This is a genomic window from Exiguobacterium sp. RM11 (assembly GCF_059821525.1).
The window spans coordinates 29454-42162 of the sequence record NZ_JCBAOU010000002.1; the positions used below are offsets into that span (position 1 = coordinate 29454).

At 38.9% G+C, this 12709-nt stretch carries 11 protein-coding genes; 7 read left to right on the plus strand and 4 right to left on the minus strand.

Going from position 1 to position 12709, the window contains the following annotated elements:
• Window positions 1-119: 119 nt before the first annotated feature.
• Window positions 120-647, minus strand: coding sequence for a hypothetical protein (locus AC5LIL_RS14870; RefSeq protein ID WP_499825381.1), 528 nt, complete (start codon window positions 645-647; stop codon window positions 120-122).
• A 208-nt stretch (window positions 648-855) separates the two neighbouring features.
• Between AC5LIL_RS14870 and AC5LIL_RS14875 the strand changes: the two genes are divergently transcribed.
• Window positions 856-1467: a hypothetical protein gene (locus AC5LIL_RS14875; protein ID WP_499825382.1), complete on the plus strand. Its 612-nt coding sequence runs from the start codon at window positions 856-858 to the stop codon at window positions 1465-1467.
• A 406-nt stretch (window positions 1468-1873) separates the two neighbouring features.
• Here the strand turns inward: AC5LIL_RS14875 and AC5LIL_RS14880 are convergent, their stop codons facing one another.
• The 3 genes from AC5LIL_RS14880 to AC5LIL_RS14890 all read right to left on the minus strand — a co-directional run bounded on the left by AC5LIL_RS14880 (window position 1874) and on the right by AC5LIL_RS14890 (window position 3447).
• Window positions 1874-2257: a hypothetical protein gene (locus tag AC5LIL_RS14880; RefSeq protein WP_499825383.1), complete on the minus strand. Its 384-nt coding sequence runs from the start codon at window positions 2255-2257 to the stop codon at window positions 1874-1876.
• A gap of 136 nt (window positions 2258-2393) precedes the next feature.
• The gene (locus AC5LIL_RS14885) at window positions 2394-2591 is read right to left on the minus strand and encodes a hypothetical protein (RefSeq protein ID WP_214704260.1); all 198 of its coding nucleotides are present in this window, start codon (window positions 2589-2591) and stop codon (window positions 2394-2396) included.
• 400 nt (window positions 2592-2991) lie between these two features.
• A complete protein-coding gene (locus tag AC5LIL_RS14890) occupies window positions 2992-3447 on the minus strand; it encodes a JAB domain-containing protein (RefSeq protein ID WP_034799662.1) in 456 nt (151 codons plus the stop codon).
• 369 nt (window positions 3448-3816) lie between these two features.
• On the opposite strand from AC5LIL_RS14890, the gene AC5LIL_RS14895 reads away from it, so the two are divergent.
• From AC5LIL_RS14895 to AC5LIL_RS14920, 6 genes are all read left to right on the plus strand, one after another.
• Entirely contained in the window at window positions 3817-4158 is a 342-nt protein-coding gene (locus tag AC5LIL_RS14895; protein WP_499825384.1) for a YolD-like family protein, read from the plus strand.
• 228 nt (window positions 4159-4386) lie between these two features.
• Entirely contained in the window at window positions 4387-6267 is a 1881-nt protein-coding gene (locus AC5LIL_RS14900) for an N-6 DNA methylase (RefSeq protein WP_499825385.1), read from the plus strand.
• Window positions 6268-6300: 33 nt separating this feature from the next.
• Window positions 6301-6564 (plus strand): hypothetical protein, encoded by a 264-nt coding sequence (locus AC5LIL_RS14905; RefSeq protein WP_499825387.1) that lies wholly within the window; start codon window positions 6301-6303, stop codon window positions 6562-6564.
• 201 nt (window positions 6565-6765) lie between these two features.
• Window positions 6766-8286: a class I SAM-dependent DNA methyltransferase gene (locus AC5LIL_RS14910; protein WP_499825388.1), complete on the plus strand. Its 1521-nt coding sequence runs from the start codon at window positions 6766-6768 to the stop codon at window positions 8284-8286.
• Window positions 8276-9526: a restriction endonuclease subunit S gene (locus AC5LIL_RS14915; protein WP_499825389.1), complete on the plus strand. Its 1251-nt coding sequence runs from the start codon at window positions 8276-8278 to the stop codon at window positions 9524-9526. The genes AC5LIL_RS14910 and AC5LIL_RS14915 overlap by 11 nt, the downstream gene beginning before the upstream one ends.
• 3 nt (window positions 9527-9529) lie before the next feature.
• On the plus strand, window positions 9530-12640 hold the full coding sequence (locus tag AC5LIL_RS14920) for a type I restriction endonuclease subunit R (RefSeq protein ID WP_499825390.1): 3111 nt from the start codon (window positions 9530-9532) through the stop codon (window positions 12638-12640).
• Window positions 12641-12709 lie beyond the last annotated feature (69 nt).

Here is a 12709-nt window from a genome sequence, read left to right on the forward strand (position 1 = left end):
TTACCTTAATTCACTTCAAATCACTCAGAAGTCCGTGAATGACCTCCAAACAAAAAACACCATTCAGACGAATAGTGTTCTTCAACAGCTTAAAATACCTCGCTTTTAATCAAGAATTTTTAGTTTGAGTATTCTTCTATTGTTTTAAAAATTCGGGAATATGCGTCTCTTATATTTTTCTTATTTACTTGATCATCATATAATCCATACCCCCAATATGTATGTTTGCCGTCCACATTGATATATCCTGTTGCATAGCTTCCTGAATTTACATCAATAGCATCATCATATCTTGTATTCTCATCAACAAATGGTAGGTATGATTTTGTTGATTCAATAAAAAAGAATGGTTTTTCCGAGTTTTGATAAACCTTAGCATATTTACTATTTGAAGCTTCCTGTAAGTGTTTTTTCATAATAATAACAGCATCTAATTTCTGAATTTCATCTTCACTAAGAAGGTCATTAAAATCGATAGAGATGAAACTCACTTTGGATTCATTAACATCAGGAAATTCTCCAATTACGCCGATTTTTAGTGGTTTTCCCGTGTATATATCTGCTGCATTAGATTTTTTACTACAAGCATTTAAAGGAATTAGTAATAAGATTAATATTAAAGGTATTGCTACTTTTTTAATGTTCATAAAAAATCCCTCCTAAGCCTACTTACTTCTATATAACCACAAAATTATTGTAAATGGATGTCCCTTTTTATAAATTCATACTAATATACTGTTTTGTAAAAAATAACTAGTCATAAATCACTATTTTGTATTTTTATGGTTTTATACGGCTATTTTATGGATTAAAATTTGGATTGTACTTACTTAACATTTGTCAGGAGGAAAAACAGTGAAAAAGATATTACTTGTTATACCCGTACTCTTAGTTCTATTGGCTTCAAATGGATCAGCATTAGCTTCTGAAAGTAAAGTCAAAAAGGTTGACAACCTTGAGGATGAATACCAAATCGAACTTACATACGAAGAAGCCATGCAACGCGTATCAGAACTTTCAGGAGAGCCTGTAGAAAAAGTTAAAGAAAGATATCAAAAAGAAAACCAAAAAAAGAACTCTTTATCTTTGATGGCTACCACATCATCTAATTGTCATTGGATTGAAACGTCAACTAATATTCCTGTTACAAGCAGTTATCAGCCAAACTTATCTGCTGTTTTAGAAGGATGTAGAAATGGTTCGTTCGGTTGGTTAACGACCAAAAAACCCTTCTATGTTGGTATGATTGCAGATAACAAAAAATTCGACGGTGATATTCGAGTTGAGGTTAAAGGTTCAGGCTTCAACTATTTAATTAACGGGAGTTTCCATAACCGTGGTACTATGACACACCAAGGTACTACTGGAGTAAATGCGGTCTGGACAACAACATACGCGGTTTCTTCTTCCTCAGATTTTTACAAATCTTACTATTCAGGTCTAAAGTGGCGGGCAGTAACACCTTAACTCAATAATAAATTATCTAGATTGTGAATACTTTCTATATTAATTATGTAGACAAGTTAAATAGTGAAATTTTACTTAAACGGCTTGAGTCCTGAAATTATCTGGGCACAAGCCGTTTAGTTGTCTTTAGAGAGATTCCCTATAAACTTAGAACTCTTGTAGTTATCACAAACACGATTGACATTAAAAACTTTTCTGATCGAATGGTTTTCTCGGCGCGTCACTAGACGCGCCCACGCTTTTGCTTTTGACGTTGCCCTTACGCTCCGTGCCTCCCGTTAGAAAGGTCCAGGAACATAGAGATGCGGCGGTGAGCCAGCAGCTCTTGTTATCGGTCCGTCAGGGAGGCAGCGGTGCGATGAGCGACTTCGCCCTAAGGCGTTAGACGCTCACGCATGAGCACGGATCACCATTTCTTCTCCCAGGCCCCGTCCTCAGAGACTCCCCAATCCTCGAACCGATACTTGATGAGCCAATGGACATGCATCACCTCATATTCGAATACACCTTTGGATAGCTCCGAGACGACGAAACTGACGTCCCCATTCGCCACCACCCACGTCCCATATAGATATACGCTCTTGATCGGACGCTCTTCAGAATCCAGATAGATCACCACGCGGAAGTAGGGCGAGTTCTGTCCTTCATCGAACCGGACGACCTTCTCGACGCAATGTTCCCTGTCGACGACGCGCATCCAATCTGGACGCTCCATCAATTCAGAGAACACGGTCCGGACGAACGGATCCAATCCATCGAACGCATAGCCATCAAGTATCCGTTCGTTCATCACGCCTCACCCCTTTCAGTTTTTATAGACCAATTCCCAATACTTATGCGATTTACGCTTCGTTCAAAGACTCACTAAATAAAAATGTATACATGTATACAAATCTACAAGTATACATGTATGCATTTCGAAACAATCAGTTATGTACTTGAAGCGTGTTCGTATTAAAGAAGACCGTCATCTGTTTCAATCGTTCCCCTTCTTTCACTTCACAAAGGATATCCATGCTCACTAACTCGAAGGCCTCAGGATCGATGTCCATCCGTTCAGGAAGTCTTCTAAGCAATACCTCTTTCATCTCTTCAATCGTTTGTTGGTCCAATGTGTGATTCATTTGAATCATCCTCTCTTGTTGATAGCTCAACAATACCTTGAATCTGACCTCTCAACATCTCGGCTTGTTTCATATAAGCCCTGGGCTTGTTTGAAACAAGCCCAGGGCTTACGTAGGAAAAACGGCCATTTTCACCAAATAAGCACTCATTTTTCATTAATCCAAACATCGCAAATACACATTCATGAAAAAACAGAGCAACGTGATTTCTTTATGCCTTTGACTTCTCACCAAATCATTTGTTTTCGCCACGCGAAAACATTCCTTTTCCCGGATCCGAATTCTGGATCCAGGCGACAGCAACGCGAGTCGCTAAACCCGTCAAAGAAAAACGTATGTTTTTCCTCCTTGCCCTTACCGGACGGACCAGGACCGGTCCCCCGGCCCCGCTCCTTTCCATTCAACCCATGTAACCTCGCTGTTTCATGCTGACATATGACTCGTCCGCACCGAGGATGAGATGGTCGAGCACCGGGATGCCGATGAGGTCGCCCGCCTCATGTAAGCGTTCGGAGACGAGGATGTCCTCTCGGCTCGGGCTCGGGTCCCCGCTCGGATGTTGGTGACAGGCGATGATGCACGAGGCATTATTGAGAATCGCACATTTGAAGATTTCTCTCGGGTGAACGACGCTCGAATTGACGCTCCCGACGTGCGCCCGATGGACGCCGATGACCCGATTTTTCGTGTTCAACATGATGACGAGGAACACCTCCCGGTCATCATCCCCGATGAAGGATGCCCCGATTTGTCGGGCATTGTCGGGTGATTGGATGACGGCGTGCTTGAGGGCGACCATTTCCTCGCGAACCTCTTGTTTGATACGGATGACCTCGATGATTGACGATAGTTCCATGATGGTTTGTCCCCTTTCGGATAAGCTGTCCTCAGAACGAACACCGTTGTGCGTCCTGTTGACGGGAACGCAGCGAGCGTTGGGAGACGGTGCAAGGGCGACCGCAGGGAGAGCCTCAAAAAAATGCGTAGAGCAAACGGAGGACCAGGCTTCCGTAGCCAACGAGCGAAAAGCCTTGCTTTGAGCCAAAAGCGAAGGAAGACGGGCCGGAGGGCGCGTCATTTTTTTGACGTCCCTTGCACCGATGACCAGCGAGCTAGAGTACGGAAACAGGACGCACGGATCAATAATCAAAAAAGAGCTGTTCAAACGAGATAAATCGGGTATAAAATAAGAACAAATGTTCGTTTATATGAAAGGAGAATTATGATGACGATGTATCGCGACCGGGGTGAGCTAAAATGGATCCCATTCCTTATGCCCGAGCACAAGGCGTTATTGACGAAGTATTATAAGGAAATCCAAAAGATTGAGATGCCAGATGTCGATGAACAGGTCTTATCGGTTTATGAAAACGTGCTGAATGACGCAATTTTCAGTGGGGATATGGTCGAGGTAAAATATGTGGAGGAGCGGGAAATGAAACGATTCAAAGGGTTCGTTCACCGGACAAACTACATGGAGCGGACCGTCGAACTGGCCAATCAGCGGGATGGGATCATCCATGTGCCGTTCGAGGCAATCATTCACGTGGAACAATCGATGGACTAACGCCCTGGCGGTTTTTCGAAGTCTGCGTCACGAAACGAAGTTTCGCTTCTCGACTTATAAAAGATCGTAAAAGCTGATTTAACAAAATCATTCTATTTCCGTTTCGAGATTGACACATTTCAAAACAGTAAATGAATTACTAAAAATAAAACTTTACATTACTATTCCTATACGTTATTCTACGGTTAACAGTTTTAGTAATAACTTTACTGAGGAGTTGGTATCTTGATGACTAAAAGTTACAAAGTCTTGAAAGAGCTTACGAGAGGAACCAATGTTCCTTCGACTGAGTTAGCGTTAGCAATCTACAGCATTAAATACATAAGTGAACAAACCAATCATTTTTCGCACAAACTCGATTTACAAGCGTTAATTCAAAACCCATCTAGCGTAAAAGAAAAGTTAATAGAAATGTTCCGCCTTATTGAAAACGAATTTCCGGATTTTAATAACGTGTACTCTTGTTTAGAAATACCTTGGAATATCGTTGAGAACAAACTTCTATTTGATATTTTTTTGACTTTAGAAAATGATCACGAACTTAATTACAGCTTACTAATTAATGAAATTCAAACGGACATAGGATTGAACCACAGACGAGACCTGGCAACTCATACTACTCCGTTGTTTATTCAAGAATTGATGATCTCCTTGCTCAACATTCAAAACGACTCTTCCTTCTATGATGGTACTGCGGGATTTGGTGGACTTCTAATAGAAGCCGACCATCAAAACAAAAATAAGAACATTAATTTTTTTGGTCAAGAGTTCAATCCAAATGCTTGGGCTATGGGGAAACTACTCTTACTTCTTAGTGGGATAAAGAACGTTCAATATGCTTATGGAAATACTATTAGTCATCCTGCTTTCTTTGAGAACGAACAATTAAAGCGATTCGATTATATCGCTATGTCTATGCCCTTCGGAGTGTCGCTCTATCCTCATGAAAAAGAACAAATTGAAAATGATCCATACGATCGATTTATTTATGGCCGTGTCCCACAAAAAAATGCAGATATGGCTTATGTACAACATGCTCTCTCTTCTTCTACGGGGAAAGGACGAGTTGTTCTTTTGGTGACCAACGGGGCCCTCTTTAGAGGAGGAAGCGAGGCAACCATTAGAAAAACATTAATTGATATGGATCAAATCGAATCTATTATTTCATTATCAGAGAACGTCCTATACCACACTGCTATCCCTATAAATATTTTAGTCTTAAATAAAAATAAATCGTTTGATAAAAAAGGAAAAATTCAATTTATTAAAGCAGACCATTTATTTAAATCTAGGAAGAAACAAAAATATTTAACGCAAGAACATATTGAAGAAATTCTTGATCTTGTCGAAAATCCGAAAGATCAAGAATCGTTTAGTAAGACAATCAATACTTCCTACGTCGGTGACAATTTACTAGTTAGTAAACATATCAAAAACGATAAGGCAGTTATAGAAGGTGAAGGTACGTACAAGATTCTATTCGACAAGCTAGAAAATGATTCAAGTCATACCCTCAAGTTTGGCGAGATTGGAAAGTTATATAAAGGCTTAAATACTACTCCTCAAAATTCTAGCGAGGAGAAGAATGGTAAATTTAAAATCATTAAAATGTCTGATGTACATGACGGGAAAATTCAAGTTGAAAAACTATCGAATATTTCATTTAAAGCAAACATGAAAATAGATCCTTATGTAGTCAAAGAAGGAGATATTTTGATTTCATCTCGGGGATATGCTCAAAAAGTTGCAGTAGTTCCACCTCACGACGGAACACTCGTACTATCACATAACTTTATTGCTATCCGACCAAATAAAGATATAGTCGATTCAGAATTTCTACAAATGTATCTCGATAGTCCTGTAGGAAAATTCACCCTAAACGACTTGGCCAGCGGCACTTCCCTGCCCGTACTAAGTGCAAAAGATTTAGAAACAGCAACTCTATATCTTCCCGAGCTTTCAGTTCAACAATCTGTAGTGAACAGTTACCGAAATGCTCAGCGTGATTATGAAGAACAACTAAAAAAGGCACAGTATCAATTAAAAACAGCAAAAGATCTAGCCTATAAAGATAGTGGGCTTACATCACTTTTCGAATTGATAGAATAAACAACCTAGTGAATACAAAGGGAGGAAAATAATATGGAATTCGCATATTGGAAGGTAGTGATAAGATACGGCCATGTAGGGAAACGAAATGAGATTAGTGTAGCTAGACATTTAGTCACTGCAAGAAATACCACTACTATAGATGTCATGAATCTTGTTGAGACAATGCCAGGCACTAAAAATCGGGCTTTAGTTTCCGTAAAAGAAATAGAGCTCAATGAGTATCTTCAAGGAGTCCGCGAGGAAAAAGAAAATTTTTATCTTCAACGACTTTTTAGAAATGAAAAAGCGGAATGATTTTAATTACTTTTTCTCGAAACTCTTCTCTAAACCGGATCATTCTATAGAAAATATTTTTAAAGGTCTAGCCGACTCATTACTGTAAAATGTTTATAGAAGTTTACGCTACAGCTGAAGGTTGTGCAGATTTATAAAAATATATTAAGTGATTTAGAAATAAAAGTAATCACTATTTCGTTAATAATAGGAGGAAATCGAATGGCAACAGCAAACTTGGGATTTGAAGAAAAACTATGGAAAATGGCAGATAAATTACGTGGATCTATGGATTCAGGCGAGTATAAAAATGTCGTCCTCGGGTTATTGTTTTTAAAATACGTCTCAGACGCTTTCGAAGAGAAACACGCAGAATTAAAAGAGGATGAATGGGCAGACGAGGAAGACCGTGACGAATATGTAGCAGATAATATCTTCTTCGTCCCACAAGAAGCACGCTGGTCATTCATCAAAGACAACGCTAAAAAACCTGAAATCGGGCAACTTATTGATGCTGCAATGGTGGCCATCGAAAAAGAGAATCCGTCTTTAGTTGGTGTATTACCAAAATCGTTCGCACGACCAGAGCTTGACAAAACACGCCTTGGCGAAACGATTGATTTGTTCTCTTTCAAAATTGGAGACGAGGATAGTCGCGAAAAAGACGTTATCGGACGCGTCTATGAATATTTTTTGAGCAACTTTGCGAGTGCAGAAGGGAAAAATGGTGGGGAATTCTATACGCCATCTTCTATCGTCGCTTTATTGGTCGAAATGTTAGAGCCTTATCAAGGACGTGTTTACGATCCAGCATGTGGATCTGGGGGAATGTTTGTTCAATCGTCAAAGTTCGTCAAAGAACATCAAGGACGGATTGATAACTTGTCTGTCTATGGCCAAGAATCCAATCCGACGACCTGGAAACTGTGCAAAATGAACTTAGCTATTCGAGGAATTGATGGTAATATTGGTCCCCACCAAGCTGATACATTCTTGAACGATGTACACAAGGGACTAAAAGCTGATTTTATTCTGGCAAATCCGCCGTTCAATATTAAAGACTGGGGGGGCGATAAATTACAGGATGATGTACGTTGGCAATATGGAATCCCACCACAAAATAATGCCAACTTCGCTTGGGTACAACATATGGTTTCAAAATTAGCCCCCGCAGGTACAGCAGGCTTTGTTTTGGCAAATGGTTCAATGTCATCTAATGCAAGTGGCGAGGGGGAAATCCGAAAAAACTTAATCGAGAATGACTTAGTGGAATGTATCGTCACTTTACCAGGTCAGTTATTCTACTCGACACCAATCCCTGTATGTTTATGGTTCGTATCAAAAAATAAAGCGAAAACAGGTAAACGTGAACGAAACAATAAAATTCTGTTTATTGATGCGCGTCACCTCGGCTTCATGGCAGATCGTACGCATAAGGAATTCAGTAAAGAAGACATCAATAAAATTGCTGAAACATTCCATGCATGGCGTGGAACAAATGAACAAGAATATAAAGATGAATTAGGCTTTTGTAAAGAAGCAACTATTGAAGAAGTTCGTGAGCACTTTTACGTGTTAACTCCTGGTCGGTATGTAGGATTAGCTAAACAAGAAGATGATGGAGAGTTATTTGAAGAAAAAATGGAACGCTTAACAAGTGAACTAGCAGAACAATTTGCAAAATCAAAAGAATTAGAAGAACAGATTCGTAAAGCGTTAGGCGGGATTGGTTATGGAATTTAAAAAATACAAAATTTCTGATATTGCTGAAGTAATTGGAGGCGGTACACCGTCTACGAAAAAAACAGAATATTATGGTGATGATATTGCTTGGCTTACCCCAAAAGATTTATCAAATTTTAACAGAAGGTATATTAGTAAAGGAGAGCGCTCCCTCACAACTTTAGGATTACAAAGATCTAGCGCAAGGCTAATGCCGGCCAACACCGTATTATTTACCTCACGAGCTCCAATAGGGTATGTGGCTATTTCAAAGAATAATATATCTACTAATCAAGGTTTTAAGAGTCTGATTTGCAGACAAGATAAAATATTACCCGAATATATGTACTATTTAATGAAATTCAACACCCCAGCTCTAGAAAATCAGGCTACTGGCTCCACTTTCAAAGAAGTCTCCGGAACTATAGTTAAAAACTTCGAAGTTCTGATTCCTGATATTAATGAACAAAAAAAAATTATTGGTATTCTTGGTTCATTGGACTCGAAAATAGAATTAAATTTGGATTTAATCTCAAAATTAGAAGAAATATCTAAGGTTCTATTTAAACATTGGTTCATCGACTTCGAATTTCCAAATGAAGAAGGAAAGCCCTATAAATCAAGTGGTGGAGAAATGGTGCAAAGTGAGTTAGGAGAGATACCTAAAGAGTGGAGCATTGTCAAGTTATCTGATATTACTAAAATATTGAAAAAAACATTCAACCCTAAAAAAACTAATGTTGAAAATGTAATTCATTTTAGTTTACCCGCCTATGATAAGAATCAATTACCAACTCTGGATAATGTTTCAACAATTAAAAGTAACAAGTGGCTATTGGAAGACAACTGTGTTGTTTTTTCTAAAATGAACCCCAGAACACCTCGGGTTTGGTTACCTAATTTAAAAAATCATTTATTGAACGTAGCGTCTAGTGAATTCGTCGTACTAAAAAATAATTCTAGAGAATCTAACAGCTTTATGTACAACCTTTGTAAATCTGAAGCTTTTAATGAATATTTAATTGCACACGCCACTGGTTCTACTAATAGTAGACAAAGGGTAACTCCAGCAGTTGCCTTAGATTTTAAAATGGCTTTATGTTGTAAAATGATGGAGTCTTACGGTGAAACCGTTATGGGTATGTCCGAAACAATCAAATCATTACATGAAGAAAATGCTTACTTGCAACAAATACGGGATTCTTTACTTCCTAAATTATTGTCTGGTGAAATTGAAATCCCTGATGAATTGGAGGTGTAAGAGATGTTCAAATATAACGAATCAGAACTAGAAATTGCAACTCTTGAATGGTTAGAAGAATTAGGATATGACATTGTCGAAGGGCCTGATATTGCACCTGATGGGGAGCATCCGGAACGTGGCAGTTATCAGGATGTTGTGCTGATCGACCGGTTGCGTGATTCTTTGCGAAAGATTAACCCAACGATTGAAGCGACAGTAATTGAAGAAGCGGTACAAAAAATCATTGCGAATGCTTCACCGAATTTGATTTTAAACAATAAACAATTTCATAAACTGGCAACAGATGGTATTGAGATACAAGTACAAGGAACAGATGGGTATAATCCCACGGTTTCTGTTTATGTCTTTGATTTTGAACAGCCACAAAACAATGATTTTATGGCAGTTAACCAGTTTACGATTATTGAAGGACAAGCCAATAAACGTCCTGATGTAATTGTATTTGTGAATGGTCTACCTATAGTTGTTATCGAATTAAAAAGTGCAACTAACGAAGACGTCGATATCTCAGATGCTTATAATCAACTTCAGACTTATAAACAAGCAATACCTACTCTTTTCCGTTACAACGCATTCCTAATCGCAAGTGACGGCATTAATGCACGCGTGGGTTCTCTCACCGCAAACGAAGAACGCTTCATGAAATGGCGCACTGTCGATGGATCTTCGTTAGCAAGTCCCGCAGAACCGCAACTCGAAGTCATGTTAAACGGGATGTTAGCACCACATCGCCTCTTAGATATCATTCGAAACTTTATACTCTTCCAATCTGATGGAGAGAACACTTATAAAATCTTAGCGGCATATCATCAATATCATGCTGTAAACAAAGCTGTTGAAAAAACTCAAGACGCAACTCAAGATACCGGTGATCGTAAAATTGGTGTCGTTTGGCATACACAAGGATCAGGGAAAAGTTTATCAATGGTTTTTTATGCCGGAAAACTTATTAAAATGATGAATAATCCTACAATCGTGGTCTTAACAGATCGAAATGATTTGGATGATCAGTTGTATAAAACATTCTCTCTATCTAAGGAGATTCTACGCCAGTCCCCTAGTCAAGCTCAATCGAGTGATTCATTGCGTGAATTATTAAACGTCGAATCCGGCGGCATCATTTTTACAACGTTACAGAAATTTTCTCCCGATGCGGAAACGGGTGAAATGCCAAGTTTGACAGACCGTAAAAATGTCATTGTCATAGCTGACGAAGCACACCGTTCCCAGTACGGCTTTGGTGCAGCGATATCTCAACAGAAAGATCGCGAAGGCGAAGTTAAATATGGATATGCCAAGTATGTCCGCGATGCTTTACCGAACGCCTCGTTCATTGGATTTACAGGAACACCTGTAGAATCGACGGACCGAAATACACCGGCCGTGTTTGGTGAATACATTGATGTATACGATATGTCGCAAGCCGTCGAGGATGGGGCAACGGTTAAAATTTTCTATGAATCTAGAGTTATTCCTTTAGAGTTACCAGAAGGCTTGGCAATTGACGATGACTATGAAGACATTACAGAAGATCAGGAATCTTCAGTGAAGGAAAAACTGAAATCCAAGTGGTCACGTTTAGAAGCAATCGCCGGCGCTGGTTCACGTATCGAGAAAATGGCGCAAGATGTGGTTCACCATTATGAGGAACGTGAAAAAGCGATGTTCGGTAAATCTATGATTGTTGTCATGTCACGTCGTATCGCAATCGATCTGTATAAAGAGATTATTAAAATCCGACCAGAATGGCATTCCGATGACGATGATAAAGGTACCATCAAAATCGTAATGACAGGATCTTCGAGTGATCCTGTCGAATGGCAACCCTTTATCGGCACTAAAAAACGTCGCGAATTTTTAGCACGCCGCATGAAAGACAATATAGACCCTCTAAAAATTGTCATTGTACGCGATATGTGGTTAACAGGATTTGATGTCCCTTCTATGAATACTATGTACATCGATAAGCCGATGAAAGGGCATAATTTAATGCAAGCAATTGCTCGAGTAAACCGTGTGTTTAAAGACAAACCAGGTGGCTTAGTAGTCGACTATATCGGCGTGGCAGATAATTTAAAAGAAGCATTAAAACAGTACACAGACAACGACCGTGAAATGGCAGGTGTCAATACCTCACTTGCAGTTGATGTCATGTTAGAGAAGTATCAATTAATTACGGAAATATTGTATGGTCATAATTACTCAGGGTTTATGTCAGAAAAATCATCCCACCGTATTAAAGCGATTGTAACGACAATGGATTATGTAATCGGATTAGGTGAGGAAGAGAAGAAACGATTTTTAGATACAGTGACAGAGCTATCAAAAGCGTACGCTTTGTGTGCGACAACACAAGAAGCTGAAGAGTTGAATGATGAAATTGGTTTCTTCAAGGCTGTCAAAGCAAGTATAGTAAAAACTATTGGCGATAGTAGCAAGAAAAAAACTGCTACACAGATGGATGCTCAAATTAATCAATTAATCTCAAAATCAGTTATTTCTGAAGAGGTCATTGATATTTATAAAGAACTCGGTTTAGAGAATCCAGATATTTCGATCTTATCAGATCAGTTTTTAGAAGATGTTCGTGCGTTACCAGAAAAGAACCTGGCAGTTGAGTTATTGAATCGTTTACTAAATGGTAAGGTGAAAAGTATTCAGCGCAGTAACTTGATCAAAGCGAGAAAATTCTCAGACATGTTATCGAATGCTTTGAATAAATACAATAAGCGAACCATTGAAACTTCAAAAGTTATTGAAGAATTGATTGAATTAGCTAAAGAAATGGATGAAGCATTCAAGCGTGGTGAGCAGAACGGACTCAGCAAAGAAGAAATTGCTTTTTATGATGCATTAGCGTCTCACGAGACTGCGGAACAAGTTTTAGGCGATGATACATTAAAAATCATTGCACATGAGCTCACAAAATCAATTAAAGATAACATGAGTATCGATTGGAATTTGCGAGACTCAGCTCGTGCAAGAATGCGTATCATCGTTAAACGATTACTAAAAAAATATGGTTATCCACCAGAAATCAGTAAACAAGCAATTGACACCGTCCTTGAACAAGCAGAACTCATGTCAGAACAACTAGCTTTAAGATTATAAGACAGAATCAAATTGGAAGAAGTTTTACATGTATACAATAATTAGATGATATTCTAGGGAGGAAATACG

Excerpts from the sequence above, each read along its gene's own strand:
- AC5LIL_RS14895 (WP_499825384.1), top strand. The coding sequence starts at position 3,817 with ATGACGATGTATCGCGACCGGGGTGAGCTAAAATGGATCCCATTCCTT.
- AC5LIL_RS14890 (WP_034799662.1), bottom strand. The coding sequence starts at position 3,447 with ATGGAACTATCGTCAATCATCGAGGTCATCCGTATCAAACAAGAGGTT.
- AC5LIL_RS14905 (WP_499825387.1), top strand. The coding sequence starts at position 6,301 with ATGGAATTCGCATATTGGAAGGTAGTGATAAGATACGGCCATGTAGGG.
- AC5LIL_RS14900 (WP_499825385.1), top strand. The coding sequence starts at position 4,387 with ATGACTAAAAGTTACAAAGTCTTGAAAGAGCTTACGAGAGGAACCAAT.
- AC5LIL_RS14910 (WP_499825388.1), top strand. The coding sequence starts at position 6,766 with ATGGCAACAGCAAACTTGGGATTTGAAGAAAAACTATGGAAAATGGCA.
- AC5LIL_RS14885 (WP_214704260.1), bottom strand. The coding sequence starts at position 2,591 with ATGAATCACACATTGGACCAACAAACGATTGAAGAGATGAAAGAGGTA.
- AC5LIL_RS14870 (WP_499825381.1), bottom strand. The coding sequence starts at position 647 with ATGAACATTAAAAAAGTAGCAATACCTTTAATATTAATCTTATTACTA.
- AC5LIL_RS14915 (WP_499825389.1), top strand. The coding sequence starts at position 8,276 with ATGGAATTTAAAAAATACAAAATTTCTGATATTGCTGAAGTAATTGGA.
- AC5LIL_RS14880 (WP_499825383.1), bottom strand. The coding sequence starts at position 2,257 with ATGAACGAACGGATACTTGATGGCTATGCGTTCGATGGATTGGATCCG.
- AC5LIL_RS14920 (WP_499825390.1), top strand. The coding sequence starts at position 9,530 with ATGTTCAAATATAACGAATCAGAACTAGAAATTGCAACTCTTGAATGG.